This window comes from Kitasatospora sp. YST-16, assembly GCF_026802215.1.
Lineage (GTDB): Bacteria > Actinomycetota > Actinomycetes > Streptomycetales > Streptomycetaceae > Kitasatospora > Kitasatospora cineracea.
On sequence record NZ_CP113837.1, the window covers coordinates 1,406,268 to 1,427,270 of the forward strand.

A 21,003-nucleotide genomic window follows, 5' to 3' on the forward strand; every position below is an offset into this window, starting at 1 on the left:
CGTTCAGGAGGCCGGCGGGGCGGGGCGGTCGAGTGCGGGCACGTCCCAGTCGCGGGCCACCTCGGCGGTGTGCGCGCCGGGGACGGCGGGCGGGGTGCGCAGCGCGCCGGGGGTGGCGGAGAAGCGCGGGGCCGGGGCGGGCTGCGGGGTGCCGTCCCGTTCGGTGTAGCTGCCGCGGGCCGCCAGGTGCGGGTGCGCGGCGGCCTGACGGAGCGTCAGCACCGGTGCCACGCAGGCGTCGTGGCCCTCGAACCGGGCGGTCCACTCGGCCTGGGTGCGGGTGGCGAACCGGGCCGCGACGGCCTTCCGCAGCTCGGGCCAGCGCGTCAGGTCGTACTGCTCGGGGGCGTCCGCGTCCAGCTCCAGCAGCCGGGCGAACTCGGCGTAGAAGCGCGGCTCCAGCGGGCCGACCGCCATCCACCGGCCGTCGGACGTCTCGTACGTCCCGTACCAGGGGGCGCCGCCGTCCAGCAGGTTGACGCCCCGGCGGTCCTGCCACAGCCCCGCGTCCATCAGCCCCCACAGCATGGTCGACAGGTGCGCGGCGCCGTCCACGATCGCGGCGTCCACCACCTGGCCGGTGCCGGTCGCGCGGGCGTGGTGCAGGGCCGCGAGCAGGCCGACCACCAGGTAGAGCGAACCGCCCGCGTAATCGCCCAGCAGGTTGGCCGGGATCGCCGGGGGCCCGTCGGCCGGGCCGATCAGCCCGAGCAGGCCGGCGGCCGCCAGGTAGGTGACGTCGTGCCCGGCCCGCTCCGCGAGCGGACCGTCCTGCCCCCAGCCGGTCATCCGGCCGTACACCAGCGCCGGGTTGCGGGCCAGGCAGTCCTGCGGACCGACCCCGAGCCGCTCGGCCACCCCGGGGCGCCAGCCCTCGATCAGCAGGTCGGCCCGGGCGGCGAGGTCCCGCACGACGGCCGCGCCCCCGTCGTCCTTCAGGTCCACCAGCACCGAGCGCTTGTTCCGGTTCGTCAGGTCCCGGGCCGGATCCGGCCCGAGGCCCTGCCCGCCGGGCCGGTCGACCCGCACCACGTCCGCCCCGAGGTCGGCCAGCAGCATCGCGGCGAACGGCCCGGGGCCGATGCCCGCGAGCTCCAGCACCCGGACCCCCGCCAGGGGGCCGGAAGGGGGTGTTGCGGGGGTCATCGTCGACCGCCTCCCAGGTTTGACAGTGAAGCTGTCACAGTGGCGATGATAGGGACGTGACTCACCGGTAACAAGAGCCCGCCCGCACCCGTTCCCGCCCCGGCGCCCGCCCTGCACGAGCCGCCGGGATTGCGGGACCCGGCGGCCCGGGTGCGCGATCATGGGGTGGACCGATCGACCGGGAGGGACCGGAGCCCATGCGCGATCTCGACGCCGCCGCCACCGCCGTACTGGACGACCCCGTGGCCGCCTCGCTGCACGGGGCACACGCCCACCTGGCCCGGCGGCACGGGCAGGCGGTGCGGTACGACCCCGAGGTGGCGAGCTTCAGCAGTGTCACCGCCCGGCCCGGGCCGGGGGCCTGGACGGACCTGGCCGAGCTGCTGGGGGCGGGCGAGTTCGCCGACCTGTTCAACTGCCCGGCGCTGCCGCCCGCCCGCTGGGAGCCCGAATTCACCCTGGCCGGGCACCAGTTGGTGCAGGCGCAGCCGGTCCGCCCGGCCGCGCCCGCGGGCCTGCGGGTGGTCGAGCTGGGCGCCGCCGACGTGCCCGCCATGCTGGAGCTGGTGGAGCGGACCCGCCCCGGCCCGTTCCGGCCGCGCACCCGTGAACTCGGCACCTACCTGGGCGTCCACGCCCCCGACGGGACGCTGCTCGCCATGGCCGGCGAGCGCCTGCACCCGCCCGGCTTCACCGAGGTCTCCGCCGTCTGCACCGCCCCCGAGGCCCGCGGCCGGGGCCTGGCCGCGCACCTGGTCGGCGAGCTGGCGGCCCGGATCACCGCCCGCGGCGAGCGCCCGTTCCTGCACGTCGCCGCCGCCAACACCGGCGCGCTCGCGCTGTACGAGCGGCTGGGCTTCGTCCGCCGCGCCGAGGTGGTCTTCCGCGGCTTCCGCACCCCCTGACGCACCTCCCCGTCCGTCGCCGCCGCCCTCCGTCGCCCCTCGCCGCCGCCCGCCTGACCACGGGCGCTGCGCGGAGGCCACACCCCGCCGGGCCGCGCGTTGTGACCTTCCGGCCTGGCGGCGGCCGGACGGCGTTGGCGATCATGGAGCGACCCGTCCGCCCACCGCCAGGGAGCCCCCGTGCCCACCGCCCCGGACGCCACCGTCCCCGGCCCTGCCTCCGGCCCCGCACCAGCCCCCGAGCACCTGGACGTGCTGATCGTCGGCGCCGGGATGTCCGGCATCGGCGCGGGCTGCCGGCTGGCCGCCGAGCGCCCCGGCCGGAGCTTCGCGCTGCTGGAGGCCCGGGACGGCTGCGGCGGCACCTGGGACCTGTTCCGCTACCCGGGCGTCCGCTCCGACTCCGACCTGTACACCTTCGGCTACGCGTTCAAGCCGTGGCGCCACCGGGAGTCGCTGGCCCGCGGCCCGCAGATCCTCGCCTACCTGCGCGAGACCGTCCGGGAGCACGGCCTGGAGCCGCGGATCCGCTACCGGCAGCGGGTGGTCGGCGCGTCCTGGTCGACCGAGCGGGCCCGCTGGACGGTCGAGGTCGAGCACGTCGGCACCGGCCGGCGCACCACCCTGACCTGCGGCTGGCTGTTCTGCGCGGCCGGCTACTACCGCTACGACCGGGGCCACACCCCGCCGCTGGCCGGGCTGGAACGGTTCGCCGGGCCGGTCGTCCACCCGCAGCACTGGCCCGCCGACCTCGACCACACCGGCCGGCGGGTCCTGGTGGTGGGCAGCGGCGCGACCGCCGTCACCCTCGTCCCGGCGCTGGCCGAGCGGGCCGCGCACGTCACCATGCTGCAGCGCACCCCCGGCTACGTGATGCCGGTGCCCCGGCGCGACGCCCTCGCCGCCCTGCTGCGCCGGCTGCTCGGCGAGCGGCGCGGCCACGCGCTGGTGCGCCGCCGCAACATCGTCCGGCAGCACGCCGTCTGGGCGTTCTGCCGACGCCACCCGCGGGCCGCCCGGCGGATCATCCGCCGGGCCAACGTCCGCCGCCTGCCGCCCGGTTACCCCGTCGACGAACACTTCGCCCCGCCGTACGACCCGTGGGACCAGCGGCTGTGCGCCGCCCCCGACGGCGACCTGTTCACCGCGATCAGCGACGGCCGGGCGTCCGTGGTCACCGACCGGATCAGCCGCTTCACCGAGCACGGCGTCCGCCTGGCCTCCGGCCGGGAACTCGCCGCCGACCTGGTGGTCACCGCCACCGGACTGGAGGTGCGGGCCTTCGGCGGCATCCCGCTGCGGGTCGACGGGGTGCCGGTGCGGCCCGCCGAGACCGTCGCCTACAAGGGCGTGATGCTCTCCGGCGTCCCCAACTTCGTGTACGCGCTGGGCTACCCGAACGCCTCCTGGACCCTCAAGGTCGACCTGCTGTGCGCGCACTTCGCCCGGCTGCTCGCCCACATGGACCGGCACGGCCACCGGATCTGCCGCCCCGAGGTCGCCGACCCCGCGATGCCGCTGCGGCCGCTGCTCGACTTCGCCGCCGGCTACCTCCGGCGGGGCGCCCCGCTGCTCCCCCGCCAGGGCGACCGCTTCCCCTGGCGGGCACCGGCCGGCTACCGCGAGGACACCCGGCTGCTCGGCGCCGGGCCGGTCACCGACCCCGAACTGCACTTCTCCGCCTGAGCCCCCGCCCCGCCGTCCGGGCGCGGCCGCACGTTGACGCCCGCCGCGCCCGGGCGGACCCTGGGAGGGAGTCAGGCGCACCGGCCGCCTGTGCGCGGTGCGCACCCGGAAGGTGAACCGCCATGCAGAACCACTGGGTCGTCGACCTGACCTTCGACGAGGACGAGTCCCGCACCACCTGCACCGCCGCGCTCAGCGGGTTCAGCGCCCCCGGCGCCCGCGGCACCGGCACGGCCCGCCGCAACCCCGGCGACGACGCCGACACCGCGATCGGCGAGGAGCTGGCCGCCGCCCGGGCCTGCAACGACCTCGCCCAGCAGCTGATCGGCCGCGCCGCGACGGGCATCGAGGGCCACACCCACACCCCCGCGCAGCTGTCCTTCTGACGCCCGGCCCGGCCCGCACCGCCCCCGACCGGTGATCTTTTCCGACCACCGAACCGGCGGGTAGAGTGCGGCGATCTGTCGTGCCCACGGGGGGCACCGCCGAAACGAACGTCCGGTGACCGCATGACCGTCTGGACCCGTCCCGCCACCTGGTGGCGCTGCACCATCGTCCTGTCCGCGTTCCTGGGGATCTTCCTCAGCAACAGCTCCCTGGTGTACTTCACCATCCAGAGCAACGTGATCGTGCTCGGCTACTTCCTCGCCGCGCTCTACTGGACGGCCAGGCGCGGCACCACCGACGCCCCGGCCCCCCGGCTGCGCGGCGCCGCCGTCCTGTACATCACCATCACCGGCATCGTCGCGCACGTCCTGCTCAACCACGGCGAGAACCCGCTCCCCGGCCTGGTCTCCGGCCCCGACCGCCTCCAGCACTGGTCCAGCTTCTTCCTGCACTACACCACCCCCGTGCTGGTCCTGGCCGAGTGGCTGTCCTGCTCCCCCCGCAACGCCTCCCGCTGGCGCGACCTCCCGCTCTGGCTCTCCTACCCCCTCGGCTACGCCGTCCTCACCGAGACCCGCGCCGTCCTCTTCCCGGACTTCCCCGTCCGCTACCCCTACTTCTTCCTCGACCCCACCGAGAAGGGCTACGCCTGGGTCGGCCTCCAAATGGTCCAACTCGTCGCCGAGTTCGCCGTCCTCGGCGCCCTGGTCATCGGCCTCGACCGCCTCGGCACCAAACTCCGCCGCACCCCGACGGCCAAGACCGCCGAGGCCTGACCGGACGGAGGGGAGCCGACGCGATGGCCGACGAGTCGGCCCTGGCGCACCGCGCGCACCCCGGCCCCTGGCTGCTCGACGCGGTCTCGCGTGACGAGTTCCGCCTGTGCGAACGGAGTTGACCGTCCGTCGGGAAGCGGGGCCCGGAGGCGCGGGCTCCGGGCCCGGCGCGGAGGTGTCGGGAGCCGGTTTCCCACTTCCTTGATAATCTCGTTCCATGACCGAGAGCGCGTACAACATCGGCGACGGCCCGGCCACCCGGGTCAGTCTCTCGCTGCCCGAGGGCACCGCGGCCGCGATCCGGGAGCGGGTCGGGAAGCGCGAGTTCTCGGCGTTCATCACCGCGGCCGTCGAACGCGAACTCCGCGGCCGGATACTGGACGAGTATCTGGCCGACTACGAGCGTCGCAACGGGCCGGTCGCGGCAGCCGCGCAGGACCGTGCCCGCGAGGTGTTCGACGAGGTGTTCGCCGGGGAGAGCGAATGGCCCGCCGCAAGCTGAGCCACGAAGGCACCCTGGTCCTGGACTCCGAGGGCCTCTCCCAACTGCTGGCCGACCGCGAGCCCGTGGTCGCGCTGGTCGCGGAGGCCCGTGCCCGGGGTATGGAGGTGGTGATCAGCGCACTGACCATCATCGAGGCGGTCCACCCCCGTACCGACCGGGCCCGGCTGCGCTGGCTCCTCTCCGGCCTGCGGATCGCTCCTGTGGGCGACGAGGAGGCCAAGGCCGCGTCCGCCCTGCTGCTCGCGGCCGGCCTGCACGGGCACAAGTACGCGATCGACGCCGCGGTGGCCGAACTCGCCCTCCGGCAACAGCGGCCGGTGGTGGTGCTGACCTCGGACGTCGACGATCTCACCAAGCTCTGCGGCGGCGGGGTCCGGCTGGTCGCCGTGTAGCCCGCGGCGGCGTCAGCGGGTGGAGCCCATGGTGCGGGAGACGCGGGCGGCGGTGGCGGCGACGACGGGGCCGAGTTCGCGGGCGCGGGCGGCGGTGATGCGGGAGGTGAGGGCGGAGGTGGAGATGGCGCCGATGACGGTGTTGTTGTGGTCGAAGACGGGGGCGGCGATGCAGCGGACCTCGGGTTCGTTCTCGCGGTCGTCGACGGCGTAGCCGCGGGTGCGGATCCGGGTGAGTTCGGTGCGCAGGGCGGCGGCGGAGGTGAGGGTGCGGGTGGTGATGGCGGGGAGGCCGTCGGCGACGACGGTGGCGAAGGCGTCCTCGGGCATCCAGGCGAGCATGGCCTTGCCGACGGCGGTGCAGTACATGGGGGCGCGGCTGCCGATCCGGGAGGCCATCCGGACGGCGGTCTCGTTCTCGACCTTGTCGACGTAGACGACGTACGGGGCGTCGGGGACGCACAGGTGGACGGTGCCGCCGACCTCGCGCATCAGCTGGTGGGCCTCCTCGGAGGCGGCGGTGCGCAGGTCGAGGGTGGCGAGGTAGGCCTGGCCGAGCCGGAGGGCGCCGGGGCCGAGCCGGAAGTGGCCGCTGTCGCGGTCGCGGGCGAGGAGTTGGGCGTCGACCAGCGGGGCGGCCAGGCGCAGCACGGTGGACTTGGACATCTCCAGGCCGTCGGCGAGCGCGGTGAGGCTGAGGTCGGTGCCGGCCGCCGCGTGGTCCCGGACGTGTTCGAGCACCGCGAGGGCGCGGCGCAGCGACGCGGACTGGTTGCGTTCCGGCCGGCCCTCGGGGGTCCGGCTCTCGGCGGCGGTGCTGGTCATGGGGTGTGACGCTACGGCGGGGAGCGCCCCGGTGCCAGTTCCGCAGCACATCGTTTTGCAGTGCAGAACTTTCGCGGTCTGCTCTTGTCGCCGTGCCCGGCGAGTTCCTAACGTCCCGCTCACACCGATCCCCCCACTGCATGTCCCGGTTCGTCCCGGGGCGCGCAGGTGCGTCCCGCTGCGGCGAGGAGATGACGTTGAGCATGAAGAAGCTGGCCCGTGGTGCCGCCCTTGCCGTGCTGGCCGGCACCGTGGCCACGGCGTGCGCGCCGGGCACCGCGAAGACCGCGACGTCCGCGGACAAGCAGACCGGCACCGTGAAGGTCTGGCTGTACGACGAGGCGAACCGGGCGCCGAAGGAGCAGGTGGTGGCGCAGGCCGTCGCCGACTTCAAGGCGAAGCACGCGGGCGTCGAGGTCGAGGTGTCGTACATCCCGACCGACGCCGGTCCGCGCGCCGAGAAGATGAAGGGCGCGTTCAACGACCCGTCCTCGGCGCCGGACGTGGTGGAGTTCGGCAACACCGACCTGTTCGGCTACACCGCCTCGGGCGGCCTGGCCGACATCACCTCCGACCTGTCCGGCTGGGAGGAGGGCAAGGACCTGCCGCAGGACCTGAAGGACACCGCGGTGGTCGACGGCAAGACGTACGGCCTGCCGTGGTGGCTGGGCGTGCGCGCGCTGTACTACCGCACCGACGTGTTCACCGAGCTGGGCCTGCAGGCGCCGACCACGTACGACGAGCTGAAGTCGGCGGCGGAGAAGGTCCGGGCCGCGCACGGCGACCTGCTGGGCATCGCGGTCGGCGGCAAGTACACCTTCGGCGCGCTGCCGTTCGTGTGGGCCAACGGCGGCGACCTGGCCGCGCAGAGCGGCTCGGCGTACACCTCGGCGATCGACTCGGCGCAGTCGCAGGCGGGCGTGAAGCAGTACACCGACCTGTTCACGGACGCGATCTGCCCGGCGCAGCAGTGCGCCGACCTGACCGGCGGCAAGACCGTGGAGGCGTTCGCGGCGGGCAAGGCCGGCATGGCGATCCTGCCGAACTCCTCGCGCAGCGCGGTGGAGGCGGGCGCGGCGAAGGGCAAGTACGCGATCGTGCCGCTGCCGGGCACCGCGGCCGGGAAGATCGCCCCGGCGTTCTCCGGCGGCAACGACCTGGGCGTCATGAAGTCGACCCAGCACCGCAGCCTGGCGGTCGACTTCATGAAGGAGCTGGCGTCGAAGAAGAACCAGCTGGCGCTGTTCGACGCGATGGGCAACCTGCCGACGCTGTCCTCGGCGCGCGCCGAGGTGGTGCAGAAGCAGCCGTGGCTGAAGCCGTTCACCGACACCATCGCGGCGGGCACCAAGTTCGTCCCGAAGGACGCCGCCTGGGCCAAGATCGACGCCCAGAACGTGGTGCCGACGATGCTGCAGAAGGTCATCACCGGCAAGTCCGACGTGGCCGGTGCCACCAAGGAGGCCGCGGCCGCGATGAACGCCTCGTTCAGCGGCAAGTAGCCAGGTCCCGTAGAAGAACCGGAAGTTGTCGATGCCTGCCACGACCGTCACCGCCCGGGCGGACCACGGGGACTCCTCCCCGGTCCGCCCGGCGGGCGGCGCCCCCGCCGGGGCCCGCCGCCGCCCCGGGCTCCTGGCCCGGATCCCCGTCCCGCTGTGGCTGCTGCTGCCGGCCGCCCTGGTGCTGATCCCGCTGTTCGGCTACCCGCTGTACCAGCTGGGCCTGCTGTCGGTGCTCAAGTTCGGGCAGCCGCAGGCGTCCGGCGGCGTGCCGACCGAGTTCGTCGGCCTGTCGAACTACACCGACGTGCTGGGCGACGCCCAGTTCTGGACGGTGCTCGGCCAGACCCTGGCGTTCGCCGCGTTCTGCGTGCTGGCCACCCTGGCGGTCGGCGCGACCTGCGCGGTGCTGCTGACCCGGGTCGGCAGGTGGCCGCGGCTGATGCTGATGTTCGGCGCGCTGGGCGCCTGGGCGGCGCCCGCGATGACCGGCTCCACGGTGTGGATGTTCCTGCTGGACACCAACTCCGGCCTGGTCAACGAGGTCCTCGGCACCCAGGGCCACAACTGGATGTACGACAAGTGGTCGGCGTTCGCGATGGTCGCCGTGGTCGTGGTCTGGCACAGCTTCCCGTTCGTGATGATCACCCTCTACGCGGGCATCCAGGCCATCCCGGACTCCGTGGTGGAGGCCGCCCGCCTGGACGGCGCCGGCACGGTCACGGTCTTCCGCAAGATCATGCTGCCGATGCTGCGGCCGCTGCTGGTGATCGTGGTGATCCAGTCGATCATCTGGGACTTCAAGGTCTTCACCCAGATCTACGTGATGACCGGGGGCGGCGGCATCGCCGGCCAGAACCTGGTCCTCAACGTCTACGCCTACCAGAAGGCGTTCGTCGCCGAGAACTACAGCCTGGGCGCCGCGATCGGCGTCCTGATGACGCTGATCCTGCTGGGCGTCACCGCCGTCTACGTCCGCAGCCTGCGCCGCTCCGGGGAGGAACTGTGATCAGCAAGCCCTTCACCGCCGGGCGCCGCGACAACCGGGTGCTGCGGCAGGGTGCGAACACCGTCGCCGTGGTGCTGGCCCTGCTGACGGTGTTCCCGCTGTACTGGATGGTGCTGTCGGCGCTGAAGCCGAAGGGCGAGATCACCTCGGCGCACCCGCGGCCGTGGACGTTCGCGCCGACGCTGGAGAACTTCCGCAACGCGCTGGGGGTGTCCGGCTTCGGGCGGTACTTCCTGAACAGCCTGGCGGTGGCGGTGGTCGTGGTGGTGGTGTCGGCCGCGATCGCGTTCCTGGCGGCGGTGGCGCTGTCCCGGTTCAAGTTCCGGTTCAAGACCACCATCCTGATCATGTTCCTGGTGGCGCAGATGGTGCCGGTCGAGGCGCTGACCATCCCGCTGTTCTTCCTGGTCCGGGACATCGGCTCGGTCGCGCCGGGCTTCGGCCTGTCCTCGCTGGGCTCGCTGATGCTGGTGAACCTGGCGTTCTCGCTGCCGTTCGCGGTGTGGATGCTGCGCGGGTTCGTCGCCGCGGTGCCGGAGTCGCTGGAGGAGGCGGCCCGGATCGACGGGGCGAGCCGGTTCACCATCCTGTGGCGGATCCTGTTCCCGCTGGTCGCCCCCGGCCTGGCGGCGACCAGCGTGTTCTCCTTCATCACGGCGTGGAACGACTTCGTGTTCGCGAAGACGCTGATCCTGGACACCGACCACCAGACGCTGCCCGCCGCGCTGATGGTGTTCTTCAAGCCGGACGAGAACGACTGGGGCGGCATCATGGCGGCCTCGACCCTGATGACGGTGCCGGTGCTGGTCTTCTTCGTGCTGGTCCAGCGGCACATGGTGTCGGGCCTGGGCGGCGCGGTGAAGGACTGACCCCTCCCCCGCACCACCCCCGTCCCCGTTCGCCGTCTGCGTGCGGCTCAGCCCTCCGGCTGGGCGGCCCAGGCGGCGAACGCGTCGTGGAAGCCGGGGAAGGTCTTGCGCACGCAGCCCGGGTCGTCGTAGGTCGTGCCGGGGGTGCGCAGCCCGGCGACGGCGAAGGACATCACGATCCGGTGGTCGCCGTGGGTCTCGATCTCGACCGGCTTCGGGGTGCCGGGGCGGATCTCGATCCAGTCCCGGCCGGTGGCGACGTCGACGCCCTGGCGGCGCAGGTTCTCCGCGCAGGCGTCGAGCCGGTCGCACTCCTTGATCCGGGTGTTGTAGACGTCCTCGATCCGGATCGGGCCGGAGGCGAACGGGGCGATGGCCGCCAGCGTCGGCATGGTGTCGGAGATGTCGCGCATGTTGACGGTGCCGCCGGTGAGCGTGCCGCCGGTGACGGTGGTGGCGTCCGCCCCGATCTCGACCTTCGCGCCGAGCCGCTCCAGCACCTCGACGAACTTCAGGTCGCCCTGGAGCGCGCCGCGACCCAGGCCCGGGACGGTCACCTCGCGGCCGGTCAGCGCGGCGGCGGCGAAGAAGTACGAGGCGGTGGAGGCGTCCGGCTCGACCGGGTACCGGGCGGCGGTGTAGCCGCCGGCCGGGACGTCGAACACGTTCCCCTCGCGGGCCACCTCGACGCCGAAGCTGCGCATCATGGCGAGGGTGATCTCGACGTACGGCGCGGAGACCAGGTCGGTGACGCGGATCCGCAGGCCGGTGCGGGTGAGCGGGCCGAGCAGCAGCAGCGCCGTCAGGTACTGCGAGGACAGCCCGGCGTCGAGCACCACCTCGCCGCCCTCGACCCCGGCCGCGCGGACGCTCAGCGGGTGGTGGCCCTCGGCGCCGTGGTGCTCCAGGTCGACGCCGAGGTCGCGCAGCGCGGCGGTGAGCGGGCCCAGCGGGCGGCGGCGCATCTGCTCGGAGGCGTCGAAGTGGAAGGTGCCGTGCCCGGCGGCGGCCAGCGTCGGCAGGAAGCGCGCGGTGGTGGCGCCGTCCCGGCAGAACACCGAGGCGCCGTCGGCGCCCGGCCCCTGCGGGCGGCCGGTGATCCGCCACTCCCGCTGCTCGCGCTCCACCCGGTACCCGAGCGTGCGCAGGCCCTCGGCGAAGCCCTCGGTGTCGTCCGACACCAGCGGCCGCACCAGGGTGGTCACCCCGTCCGCCGCGGCGGCCAGGAACAGCGCGCGCGCCGTGACCGACTTCGAACCGGGGATCTCGACCAGCGCCACGGCACACCCTCCAGCGGGACAACGACAGACCGACAACAGGACCGCCCCCGATCCTGCCCTCCCGCCGGGCGCCCGGGCCCGGCCGTCCCACGGTACGGACACCGGAATGGGACGGACGGGCCTGGGCGGCGGGGCGCGGTGGTGCGCGAGGGCCGGTCGGCGCGGGCCGGTCAGCGCGGGTCGGTCGGGCGGAGGTCACCCCCGTCCCACTCCAGCCAGCGGGTGATGCCGATCTCCCGGAGGAAGGGGTAGTCGTGGCTGGCGACGATCAGCGTGCCCCGGTAGCCGGCCAGGGCCTGGGTGAGCTGGCGGACGCTGGCCAAGTCGAGGTTGTTGGTGGGTTCGTCGAGCAGCAGGAGCTGCGGCGGCGGGTCGGCCAGCAGCAGGGCGGCCAGGGTGGCCCGGAAGCGCTCGCCGCCGGAGAGCGTGCCGGCCGGCTGGTCGGCGCGGGCGCCGCGGAACAGGAAGCGGGCCAGCCGGGCCCGGACCTCGTTGTCGGTGGCGGCGGGGGCGTGCGCCTTGACGTTCCGGAAGACCGTCTGCTCGTCGTCCAGTACGTCCAACCGCTGTGGCAGGTACCGCAGTTGCACCGGGGTGGTGACCATGCCCTCGGCGGGGGCGAGTTCACCGGCGACGGTGCGCAGCAGCGCGCTCTTGCCGGAGCCGTTGCGGCCGAGCAGGGCGACCCGTTCGGGGCCGCGCAGCTCCAGGTCGATCCGGCCGCGGCCGCCGTGGGCCAGGCGGACGCCCTCCAGGGAGAGGACGGTGCGCCCGGCGGGGACGGCGGTGCGGGGCAGGTCGATCCGGATCTCGGCGTCGTCCCGGACGGCCTCCTCGGCGGTGGCCAGCCGGTCCTTGGCCTCGTTGAGGCGCTCGGTGTGCATGCCGCGCAGGCGGCCGGCGGTCTCCTCTCCCTTGCCCTGCAGCTTGTCAGCCAGCGCCTTGGGGTCGTTGCGCCGCACCGAGCGCTGCTTGCCGTAGGCGGCGGACTTGGCGAGCCGCTGGGTGGCCTCGACCAGATCCCGCTTCTGCCGCTTGACGTCGGCCTCGGCGTTGCGGACGACGCGCTCGGCGGCCTCCTGCTCGGCCTCCAGGGCCTCCTGGTAGGCGCTGAAGTTGCCGCCGTACCAGGTGACTTCGCCGTCCCGAAGGTCGGCGATCTGGTCGACCCGGTCCAGCAGCTCGCGGTCGTGGCTGACCAGCAGCAGCACGCCGGGGAAGCCGGCCACCGCGTCGTACAGCCGGGCCCGGGCCTGGGTGTCCAGGTTGTTGGTGGGCTCGTCGAGCAGCAGCACGTCGGGGCGGCGCAGCAGCAGGGCGGCGAGGTGCAGCAGGACGGCCTGGCCGCCGGAGAGCTCGCCGGTGGTGCGGTCGAGGTCGAGTTCGGCGAGGCCGAGGCGGTCGAGGGTGGCGCGGGCGCGCTCCTCGACGTCCCAGTCGTCGCCGACCGCGGTGAAGTGGCGCTCGTCCACGTCCCCCGACTCGATGGCGTGCAGGGCCTCGCGCTGGGCCCGGATGCCGAGCGTCTCGTCCACCCGCTGCCCGGCGGCGACCGTCAGGTCCTGTGGCAGGTAGGCGAGTTCGCCCGCGACCCGGACGGTGCCGGCGGCGGGGGCGAGCTCCCCCGCGATCAGCCGCAGCAGCGTGGACTTGCCCGCGCCGTTCAGCCCGACCAGCCCGGTGCGGCCGGGGCCGACGGCGAGGTGGAAACCGCTCAGCAGCGGACGGCCGTCGGGCCATTCGAAGCCGAGGTCGGTGCAGAGGATCGAGGTGGTGGGTTGCGCCATGAGGGCCTCCTGGAGGTTGCCGCGTAGGGATGGGGAGCAACACGGGAGACACCGGGGACGCGGGAGCGCACAGGGCCGTCACGGGGAACGGGGAAACCGCCGCGGGAAACAGGAAACCCGCACGGGAGCCGCAGAACCGCCAACCGGCCGAGGTCGCACTCGCGCCCGCACGCTCAACGGACCCGGAAAGGACACGGGTGTGGCGTGGCGCGGTGTCTCATGACCTCAGACGAGCAACGGCCTTCTCCAGACGTGCGGGGATGCGACGTCTCCGAGGGTACGCAGCCCCCTCCGCGCCCCGCAACGGAATTAAGTCCCGACGTCGCGGGGCCCGCCGCCCGCCCCGGTGGGGTTGGACGGGCGGACGACGGCGCCGGAATTGCCCCCCGCCCATCAAAGGGGTTGATCGCGGAAAGCGATCACCCGAACACGGAAAGCTTCGGTATATTGCTGTGATCAAAAAAGTAAACGCCTGATGAATATCGCATGAGAGCATGTCCCCCTTCGGGTGCGCACCGTTGCCCGTGAAGTAGGAGGACGCTCGACCCATGGCGCAGACTGACGAGATGTCGGCCGCACCGGGATCCGCACCGGAGCCCGATCCGGGAACCGCACCCGGCCGAAAGGCCGGGCCTCGCCGAAAGGGCCGACGGATCCTCCTGATCAGCAGCAGCGTGCTGCTCGCCCTCGTTCTGGCCGCCGCCGGCACCGGATTCTGGCTGTACCGGCACTTGGAGAGCAACCTCAGCACCGTCGACATCGACAAGACGCTCGGCGAGGACCGCCCGGCCGTGCTGCCGACCGGCGCGCAGGACATCCTGGTGCTCGGCTCGGACTCCCGCAGCGGCGACAACGGCGATCTGGCGGGCGGCGACGTCGGCGGCACTGCCCGCTCCGACACGGCGATGGTGGTGCACATCCCCGAGGGCCGTACCAACGCCACCGTGGTGAGCATCCCCCGCGACACCATGGTCGCCCGCCCGGCCTGCACCACGGCCGCCGGCAAGCAGGTGGCCGCCGCGCCCCGGGTGATGTTCAACTCGATCTACACCACGGCGGGTCCGGCCTGCGTGGTGAAGACCGTCGAGACGATGACCGGTCTGCGGATGAACCACTACGTCGAGGTCGACTTCGCCGGCTTCAAGGAGCTGGTGGACGCGATGGGCGGGGTGGAGATCACCACCGACGTCGCGATCGACGACAAGTACAGCGGCCTGCACCTGCCCGCCGGCACCCACCTGCTGGACGGCACCCAGTCGCTCGCCTTCGTCCGCACCCGGCACGGCATCGGAGACGGCAGCGACCTCGGACGGATCGGCCTGCAGCAGAAGTTCCTGCTCTCGGTTCTGTCCCAGCTCCAGCGCAAGGGCACCCTCTCCAGCCCGACCAAGGCGTACGGCGTGGCGGACGCGGCCACCAAGGCGCTCACCACCGACACCTCGTTGGGGTCGCTCACCGGCCTGCTCGACTTCGCGCAGAGCATGAAGGGCCTCCAGCCGGAGCGGATGAAGACCGTGATGCTCCCGGTGGTCACCGACCGGATCGACCACAACCGGGTGGTCGCCGACGAGACCCGCGCCCAGCAGCTCTGGCAGGCCCTGCGCGAGGACAAGCCAGTTCCGGCCGCCGCCGGCTGACAGAAGAGACGGATTTCGTTCGTGGATGCCTACCACCCGCGGCTGAGCGTCGTCGTGCCCTTCCAGGACGTCGAGGCGTACCTCGCCGAATGCCTGGAGTCCATCGCCCGGCAGTCGTTCCGCGACTTCGAGGTGATCCTGGTGGACGACGGCTCGACCGACGGCTCCACCGGGATCGCCCGGGCGATGTGCGCCCGCGACCCGCGCTTCCGGCTGATCCGGCAGGACGCGCACGGCCCGGGTCACGCCCGCAACACCGGTCTGCGGGCGATGCACCCGGACGGCGAGTTCCTCGTCTTCGCCGACGGCGACGACGTGGTGCCCGAGCAGGCGTACGAGACGCTGCTGCGCACCCTGGAGGAGTCCGGTTCGGACTTCGTCTCCGGCAACGTGCAGATGATGACCTCCACGAAGAAGTGGCAGTCCCCGCTGCACAAGGCCCCGATGGCCGCCAACCGGCGGGGCACCCACATCACGAAGTACGACAAACTGATCTACGACCGTACGGTGTGGAACAAACTGTTCCGGCGCAGCTTCTGGGACTACTACTTCATCGAGTTCCCCGAGGGCGTCCTCTACGAGGACTCCTGGGTCAACATGTTCGCCCACTTCCGGGCGGCCAAGGTCGACACCATCACCGACGTCGTCTACTACTGGCGCCGCCGCGAGGGCAACGCCGCCCCCTCCATCACCCAGCGGCACCACGAAATCGACAACCTGCGCGACCGGGTCAACGCCGTCCTCACCGTCAGCCGCTTCCTCGGCCGGCACCGTTCCAGGACCTTCGCCGAGTCCAAGCGCAAGTACGACCTCGCCTGCCTCGCCTCCGACCTGATGCTCCATCTGAAGGCGCTCCCGGACGGCGACGAAGAGTACCGGACCTCCTTCATCACCTGGGCCAACGAGTTCCTGGACGAGGCCGGCGAGGACCTGATCGAGGAACTGCCCGCCGAGGCCCGGGTGAAGTGGCTACTGGTGCGCCACCGCAAGCTCCAGGCGCTGCTGGACGTCGTCGAGTTCGAGCGCCGGGGCGGACCGCTGCCGATCCAGCGCCGTTTCCACCGGTACCTGAAGTACCCGCACCTCGGCGATCGCGGGACCGGCATCGGCCGCAAGGCGTACCGGCTCGGCAAGGAGCTCTCGCTGCACGGCTCGATCGGCGGGGTCCGGTGGGACGGCGACCGGTTGGAGTTCTCCGGCAACGCCTACATCCGCTTCCTGAACGTCCACAAGCGGCACATGTCGATCAAGGCACTGGCCCTGCGCAACAAGAAGCAGGGCCGGATGCTGCTGGTGCCCGCCCGCACCGTCTACGCGCCGCAGGCCACCGAGCACTCCAACCAGAACCGCTACTGCTACGACTGGTCCGGGTTCAGCGCGAGCTTCGACACCAACCGGCTCAAGCAGAAGGGCCAGTGGGTCGAGGGCACCTGGGACGTCGCCGCCGGAGTGCTCAGCCGCGGTCTGTTCCGCTACCGAGGTCTGGACCGCGGCAGCGCCGGCAGCGCCGCCAACCCGCCCTACCGGTACGTCGACAAGAACACCCGGGTGCTGCCGCTGTTCGTCCAGAACCGGCTCAAGCTCCGCGTCGAGGTGGTCCGCTGCCGGATCACCGGGCACCGCCTGGTCGGCGACCGGCTCGAACTGCGCGGCGTCCACCTGGGCCCGACCGTCCCCACCAGCGGCCAGCTGCGGCTGGTCAGCCTCGGCGGCGCGGGCCGCGCCCAGGCCCCCGTCCACTTCACTGCCGGCGGCGAGGGCTGGTGCACCTTCACCGTCCGCGTCCCGCTGCGCTCCCTGGTGCCCTCGCACCGCGGCACCGGCGGCGACGGCGAGGGGGGCGTCCCGGAGTCCTGGGACCTCGGCGCCAACGGCTGGAAGACCACCTTCCACGTCGCCGGGCGCAAGATGACGATGTACCCCGTGATGGCCGAGGACACCCCCGACGGCCACCACCGCCTCCCCGCCGAGCTGCAGACCCCGGAGGGCGACCGGGAGCTCGTGGTGCACCGCAACGGCGCCGGCTACCTCGTCCTGTTCGAACGCGCCGCCCTCCCGCTGGCGACCCGCTTCGGCTGGGAGGAGGACGGCACCCTGGAGGTCGTCGGCCGCTACCCCGCCCTGCAGCTGCTCCCCGTCGCGGAGCGCCGACAGCTCCACCTGGTACTGCGTTCGCGCGCCCAGGGCATCGAGCGCGCCGTCCCGGTCGAACTGGCCGGCGAGCACTTCCGGGCCCGCTTCGTCCCCTCCCGGATCCGCACCCTGGCCGGCACCGTCCCGCTCGCCGCCGGCCGCTGGGACCTCTTCCTGCGCCGCCAGGACCCGTCCCGCACCGCGCCCGCCGACCTGCTGCCCGACCTGATGCTCAAGCTGGACCAGGAGGCCATCCCCCGGCTCCCGCAGTCCGCGGCGGCCGACGGCCGCGACTACGAGCTCCAGGCCGAGGCGTACGACCGGCTGTCCCTGCTGGTCCACTCCGCGATGCCCGACCACGCCCGCGGCCCCTACCGGCAGAAGCTGCTGCGCACCAAGGCGTACCCCGCTGCCCGCCAGCAGGCCGTCCGGCCCACCGTGCTGTTCGACGCCTTCAAGGGCACCCAGTACTCCGACAGCCCGCGCGCCGTCCACGAGGAACTGGTGCGCCGCGGCGTCGCGCTGGAGCACCTGTGGGTGGTCAAGGACGACCAGGTGGACGTCCCCGACACCGCCCGCGCGGTGCGGATGTGGTCACCCGAGTGGTACGAGGCGCTCGCCACCAGCCGCTACGTGGTGGCCAACAACCACCTGCCCGACTGGTTCCGCAAGCGGCCCGGCCAGGTCGTCGTGCAGACCTGGCACGGCACCCCTCTGAAGAAGATCGGCCACGACATCGAGGCCGTCCACTTCGCCGACAAGCGCTACCTGGAGCGCCTCGCCGTCGAGGTGGAGAACTGGGACCTGCTGGTCTCCCCGAACTCGTTCTCCACCCCGATCCTGCGCCGCGCCTTCGGCTTCCCCGGCGAGATGGTCGAGTCCGGCTACCCCCGCAACGACGTGCTGCGCCGCCCGGGCACCGAGCGGCTCGCCACCGGGATCCGCCGCCGGATCGGCATCCCCGACGGCAAGCGGGTCGTGCTGTACGCCCCGACCTGGCGCGACGACCAGTACTACGCGCCCGGCCGGTACAAGTTCGACTTCCGGATCGACCTCGACGACGCCCGGGCGCGGCTCGGCGAGGACCACGTGCTGCTGGTCCGTCGCCACCCCAACGTGGTGGACCCGGTGCCGGGCGCCGGCGACGGCTTCGTCTTCGACGTATCCGACTACCCGGACATGGCCGACCTGTCGCTGATCACCGACGTCATGATCACCGACTACTCCTCGCTGATGTTCGACTACGTCAACACCGGTCGGCCGATCCTGTTCTTCACCTACGACCTGGAGCACTACCGCGACACCCTGCGCGGCTTCTACTTCGACTTCCAGAGCAGCGCCCCCGGGCCGCTGGTCTTCGACTCCCAGGAGCTGATCTCCTCGATCCGGGACGTGGACCGGATCGAGGAGCGCTACGCAGAGCGCTACCGGCGCTTCCAGGACGCCTTCTGCGACCTGGACGACGGGTACGCCTCGGTCCGTCTGGCGGACCGGATCCTGGTCGCGGGCGGCGACCTGGAAGCGCCACCGCAGGACCTGTCGGCGCTCCCGCTCGGTGACCCCGGGCCGGGCTCCCGTTCCTTCCGCGACCTCGACGGGGTCGCGACGACGGCGGAGGAGCCGCCGCGCGACCTCCAGGCAGAACTGCGCAGACGATTGGAATCGGCACATGGCTGATCAGGCCAAGCACACCCGCCGCATCTTCACCGGTGTGGACACCACGGGCGCCGTCCCGATCGAGTACCGCTTCTCGCACGCCCGCAACGGCAACCGGCACCTGGTCGTGGTGTTCGCCAACTTCACCGCACCGGACGAGTACGGCTGGGGCAACGGCGTGCTGGACAAGGTGCGCGGCAACATCCTGTGGATCCGCGACTTCTTCGAGGGCGCCAACACCTACTACCTGTGCAAGCGGATGGACTTCTCGCTGGAGCGGTCCATCGCGGCGCTGATCGACCGGGTCATGCGGTCGCTGTACCTGACGCCGCAGGACGTCACCGTCTTCGGCAGCTCCAAGGGCGGCAGCGCGGCGCTGTTCTACGGCCTCAAGTACGGCTACGCCAACATCGTCGCCAGCGTGCCCCAGTTCCACATCGGCTCCTACGTGCTGGACGGCATCCCCAGCGCGGCCCGGCTGATGATGGGTGAGGTGACCGAGCGGAACGTCGCCGTCCTCGACGCCGTCCTGCCGGACCTGGTGATGAACAGCCCCCACCGGAACGCCAACATCTACCTGATCACCTCCCCGCAGGACGAGCAGTACGTGCGGCAGGTGCAACCGTTCGTCCAGCTCTTCCAGGGCTACTCGAACTTCAACTTCATCTACAACGACTCGGTGCTGATCACCGGCCACGGCAAGGTGACGCTGCGGAACCTGCCCACCATCATGAGCATCCTCAACCTGCTGGTGGACGGCGTGGTCCCGCAGATCGGCCTGATCGCCAACGGCGGGGAGGCCGCGCAGCCCGACCTCACCGCGATCGAGCAGTTCCTCAAGGACACCTCGCAGGTCAAGGGCGACGACTTCCCCCGCCCGGTGATCACCTGTCCCCCGGCGGAGGCGGTGCTCCCGCCGGACGGCGTGGTCATCACCGGCTTCGCGCCGGGCGGCGTGCGGATCAGCATCTGGGAGAACGGCAAGTACGTCGCCTCGGCCCCGGTCGCCGCCGACGGCAGCTGGTCCTGGCAGGCCAACCGGACCTTCAGCGCGGGCCGGCACCTGCTCCGCCTGTTCGCCGCCGACGCCAGCAACGTCCAGAGCGAACGCTCCGACGTGGTGTTCACCATCGACGCGCAGGCCCCCCGCATCCAGTACGCCCCCGCCGAGGCGGCGCCGGCGCTGCCCGCGCCGGTGGTCACCGATCCCGTCGACGAGAGCTACGTGGCCGGCCCCGCCGTCCGGCTGGCCGGCCACGCGGCCGGCGCCGAACGGGTCGAACTCGCCATCGGGGAGCGCGTGCTCGGCGCCGCCCCCGTCGAGGACGGCCGGTGGAGCTGGCAGCCCGCCTGGGAGTGGCGCGGCGGCGGGCACACCGTCGAGGTCCGGGCGGCCGACGCCGACGGCCGGGTCTCGCCTCCGGGCAAGGTCACCTTCGTGGTGGCCGGCGCGCTCGTCACCAACCCCGTGCTCCGGCAACGCTACAGCGGCTGACGGGCCGTCAGAGCGCGGCGGTGACGGTGAGCAGCTCCGCCCGGTGGTCGGAGGAACCGGTGTCCACCTGGTGACAGCCGTGCCGGGGCAGTGCGGTGAACAGGTAGTCCAGCTTGCGTCCGTTCTGGTGGGTGGGCGCGAAGCCGGAGCGCTGGTCCGGCTCCTGCTGGGCGCACTCCTGGACGGTGTCGAAGTAGGCGGCAGGCCAGATCCAGGCGTCCCTGCCGTTCTGGCCCGGCGGCGAGGAGTTGAAGTCGCCGCCGAACACCGAGCTGGTCGTGCCCGGCGCCCAGGCCGTCCCGGCGGCGAGCAGCGCCGCCAGCTGGTCGTCGCGGAGTTCCGCGGCGTGGTCGGACCGGTCGGCGGGCGGCAGCGAGAGGTGCGCGACGCACAGCCGCAGGCCGCCGCCGGACGCGGCGGCCGGGGAATCCGGGGCCGTCGGGGAAACCGGAGCGGTGGCGGTGGCGCACAGGATGCCGCGGCGCAGGCCGTGCTCGGGCTGGGGCGCGGCGACCGGGGAGACGTCCGTGAGCGGGGCCGCCGCCAGAATGCCGATGCCGGCCTCGCCCCGGCCGTCTCCGCAGTCCACCGGGGCGGCGGTGCCCACGTCGTCCACCTCCGCGTACGGCTGGAAGGCGAGCTGCCAGTCGGCGCCGAGCCCGGTCCGGGCCCGCTCCAGGTCTCCCCGGCACGCTTCCTGCACCAGCATCGCCCGCACCCCGTGGTGCACCGCCATCGAGCGCAGCGCCTCGACCTTCTGCTCGCCGCTGCCGTACTTGCCGCAGCCCCAGACGACTTCCCCGCACATGTTCCAGGTGGCCACCGTCAGCCGGGGCCCGACCGGCCCGTCCGGGCCGCCCTCGCCGACCATCGCCTCCGCATCGTGCCGCACCGCGGGCACCAGGCCGAGCAGCAGCACGCCCGCCGCCGCGCCCAGGACCAACCGCAGGCGGCGCGCCCGCGGAACACTGGTGCTGTAGAGCGGCACGGCATCCCCCCGGAACGCTGAACGG

17 protein-coding genes are annotated in these 21,003 nt (G+C 72.8%); 12 read left to right on the forward strand and 5 right to left on the reverse strand.

What is annotated here, in order from left to right; genetic code table 11:
- Positions 1-3: 3 nt before the first annotated feature.
- Entirely contained in the window at positions 4-1,146 is a 1,143-nt protein-coding gene (locus OU787_RS06415) for a CaiB/BaiF CoA transferase family protein (protein ID WP_268658804.1), read from the reverse strand.
- 197 nt (positions 1,147-1,343) lie between these two features.
- On the opposite strand from OU787_RS06415, the gene OU787_RS06420 reads away from it, so the two are divergent.
- The 6 genes from OU787_RS06420 (at position 1,344) to OU787_RS06445 (ending at position 5,797) form a co-directional block, all read left to right on the forward strand.
- Entirely contained in the window at positions 1,344-2,051 is a 708-nt protein-coding gene (locus OU787_RS06420) for a GNAT family N-acetyltransferase (protein WP_268658805.1), read from the forward strand.
- Between the two features lie 180 nt (positions 2,052-2,231).
- Positions 2,232-3,737, forward strand: coding sequence for a flavin-containing monooxygenase (locus tag OU787_RS06425; RefSeq protein WP_268658806.1), 1,506 nt, complete (start codon positions 2,232-2,234; stop codon positions 3,735-3,737).
- Positions 3,738-3,859: 122 nt separating this feature from the next.
- A complete protein-coding gene (locus OU787_RS06430; protein ID WP_030462434.1) occupies positions 3,860-4,123 on the forward strand; it encodes a DUF1876 domain-containing protein in 264 nt (87 codons plus the stop codon).
- 123 nt (positions 4,124-4,246) lie between these two features.
- Positions 4,247-4,900, forward strand: a complete 654-nt coding sequence (locus OU787_RS06435; RefSeq protein WP_268658807.1) for a Pr6Pr family membrane protein — start codon at positions 4,247-4,249, stop codon at positions 4,898-4,900.
- A 217-nt stretch (positions 4,901-5,117) separates the two neighbouring features.
- Positions 5,118-5,402 carry a hypothetical protein gene (locus OU787_RS06440; protein ID WP_268658808.1) on the forward strand — a complete coding sequence of 95 codons (285 nt, stop codon included), beginning with the start codon at positions 5,118-5,120 and terminating at the stop codon, positions 5,400-5,402.
- The gene (locus tag OU787_RS06445; RefSeq protein ID WP_268658809.1) at positions 5,384-5,797 is read left to right on the forward strand and encodes a DNA-binding protein; all 414 of its coding nucleotides are present in this window, start codon (positions 5,384-5,386) and stop codon (positions 5,795-5,797) included. The genes OU787_RS06440 and OU787_RS06445 overlap by 19 nt, the downstream gene beginning before the upstream one ends.
- Before the next feature lie 12 nt (positions 5,798-5,809).
- Here the strand turns inward: OU787_RS06445 and OU787_RS06450 are convergent, their stop codons facing one another.
- The gene (locus tag OU787_RS06450; RefSeq protein WP_268658810.1) at positions 5,810-6,622 is read right to left on the reverse strand and encodes an IclR family transcriptional regulator; all 813 of its coding nucleotides are present in this window, start codon (positions 6,620-6,622) and stop codon (positions 5,810-5,812) included.
- A gap of 203 nt (positions 6,623-6,825) precedes the next feature.
- On the opposite strand from OU787_RS06450, the gene OU787_RS06455 reads away from it, so the two are divergent.
- Genes OU787_RS06455 through OU787_RS06465 form a run of 3 tightly spaced genes read left to right on the forward strand, consistent with a single transcriptional unit; the run spans position 6,826 to position 10,002 of the window.
- Complete coding sequence (locus tag OU787_RS06455) at positions 6,826-8,124, forward strand: sugar ABC transporter substrate-binding protein (protein ID WP_268661817.1); 1,299 nt, start codon at positions 6,826-6,828, stop codon at positions 8,122-8,124.
- 31 nt (positions 8,125-8,155) lie between these two features.
- On the forward strand, positions 8,156-9,133 hold the full coding sequence (locus OU787_RS06460; RefSeq protein ID WP_268658811.1) for a carbohydrate ABC transporter permease: 978 nt from the start codon (positions 8,156-8,158) through the stop codon (positions 9,131-9,133).
- A complete protein-coding gene (locus OU787_RS06465; RefSeq protein ID WP_442788427.1) occupies positions 9,130-10,002 on the forward strand; it encodes a carbohydrate ABC transporter permease in 873 nt (290 codons plus the stop codon). Before OU787_RS06460 ends, OU787_RS06465 begins: the two co-directional genes overlap by 4 nt.
- A 47-nt stretch (positions 10,003-10,049) precedes the next feature.
- Here the strand turns inward: OU787_RS06465 and aroA are convergent, their stop codons facing one another.
- A complete protein-coding gene (gene aroA, locus OU787_RS06470) occupies positions 10,050-11,282 on the reverse strand; it encodes a 3-phosphoshikimate 1-carboxyvinyltransferase (RefSeq protein WP_268658812.1) in 1,233 nt (410 codons plus the stop codon).
- 170 nt (positions 11,283-11,452) lie between these two features.
- A complete protein-coding gene (locus OU787_RS06475; RefSeq protein ID WP_268658813.1) occupies positions 11,453-13,069 on the reverse strand; it encodes an ABC-F family ATP-binding cassette domain-containing protein in 1,617 nt (538 codons plus the stop codon).
- Between the two features lie 548 nt (positions 13,070-13,617).
- On the opposite strand from OU787_RS06475, the gene OU787_RS06480 reads away from it, so the two are divergent.
- Genes OU787_RS06480 through OU787_RS06490 form a run of 3 tightly spaced genes read left to right on the forward strand, consistent with a single transcriptional unit; the run spans position 13,618 to position 19,990 of the window.
- On the forward strand, positions 13,618-14,706 hold the full coding sequence (locus OU787_RS06480; protein WP_442788429.1) for an LCP family protein: 1,089 nt from the start codon (positions 13,618-13,620) through the stop codon (positions 14,704-14,706).
- A gap of 21 nt (positions 14,707-14,727) precedes the next feature.
- Positions 14,728-18,516: a bifunctional glycosyltransferase/CDP-glycerol:glycerophosphate glycerophosphotransferase gene (locus OU787_RS06485; RefSeq protein WP_268658814.1), complete on the forward strand. Its 3,789-nt coding sequence runs from the start codon at positions 14,728-14,730 to the stop codon at positions 18,514-18,516.
- A complete protein-coding gene (locus OU787_RS06490) occupies positions 18,509-19,990 on the forward strand; it encodes a hypothetical protein (RefSeq protein ID WP_268658815.1) in 1,482 nt (493 codons plus the stop codon). The genes OU787_RS06485 and OU787_RS06490 overlap by 8 nt, the downstream gene beginning before the upstream one ends.
- Positions 19,991-19,997: 7 nt before the next feature.
- Here OU787_RS06490 and OU787_RS06495 read toward each other — a convergent pair whose 3' ends face one another.
- A complete protein-coding gene (locus OU787_RS06495) occupies positions 19,998-20,978 on the reverse strand; it encodes an endonuclease/exonuclease/phosphatase family protein (RefSeq protein ID WP_268658816.1) in 981 nt (326 codons plus the stop codon).
- Between the last annotated feature and the right edge of the window lie 25 nt (positions 20,979-21,003).

Bases quoted from the DNA above. Each gene is read 5' to 3' on its own strand.
- OU787_RS06415 (WP_268658804.1), bottom strand. From the start codon at position 1,146: ATGACCCCCGCAACACCCCCTTCCGGCCCCCTGGCGGGGGTCCGGGTG.
- OU787_RS06420 (WP_268658805.1), top strand. From the start codon at position 1,344: ATGCGCGATCTCGACGCCGCCGCCACCGCCGTACTGGACGACCCCGTG.
- OU787_RS06430 (WP_030462434.1), top strand. From the start codon at position 3,860: ATGCAGAACCACTGGGTCGTCGACCTGACCTTCGACGAGGACGAGTCC.
- OU787_RS06435 (WP_268658807.1), top strand. From the start codon at position 4,247: ATGACCGTCTGGACCCGTCCCGCCACCTGGTGGCGCTGCACCATCGTC.
- OU787_RS06440 (WP_268658808.1), top strand. From the start codon at position 5,118: ATGACCGAGAGCGCGTACAACATCGGCGACGGCCCGGCCACCCGGGTC.
- OU787_RS06445 (WP_268658809.1), top strand. From the start codon at position 5,384: ATGGCCCGCCGCAAGCTGAGCCACGAAGGCACCCTGGTCCTGGACTCC.
- OU787_RS06450 (WP_268658810.1), bottom strand. From the start codon at position 6,622: ATGACCAGCACCGCCGCCGAGAGCCGGACCCCCGAGGGCCGGCCGGAA.
- OU787_RS06455 (WP_268661817.1), top strand. From the start codon at position 6,826: ATGAAGAAGCTGGCCCGTGGTGCCGCCCTTGCCGTGCTGGCCGGCACC.
- OU787_RS06460 (WP_268658811.1), top strand. From the start codon at position 8,156: ATGCCTGCCACGACCGTCACCGCCCGGGCGGACCACGGGGACTCCTCC.
- OU787_RS06475 (WP_268658813.1), bottom strand. From the start codon at position 13,069: ATGGCGCAACCCACCACCTCGATCCTCTGCACCGACCTCGGCTTCGAA.
- OU787_RS06480 (WP_442788429.1), top strand. From the start codon at position 13,618: ATGGCGCAGACTGACGAGATGTCGGCCGCACCGGGATCCGCACCGGAG.
- OU787_RS06490 (WP_268658815.1), top strand. From the start codon at position 18,509: ATGGCTGATCAGGCCAAGCACACCCGCCGCATCTTCACCGGTGTGGAC.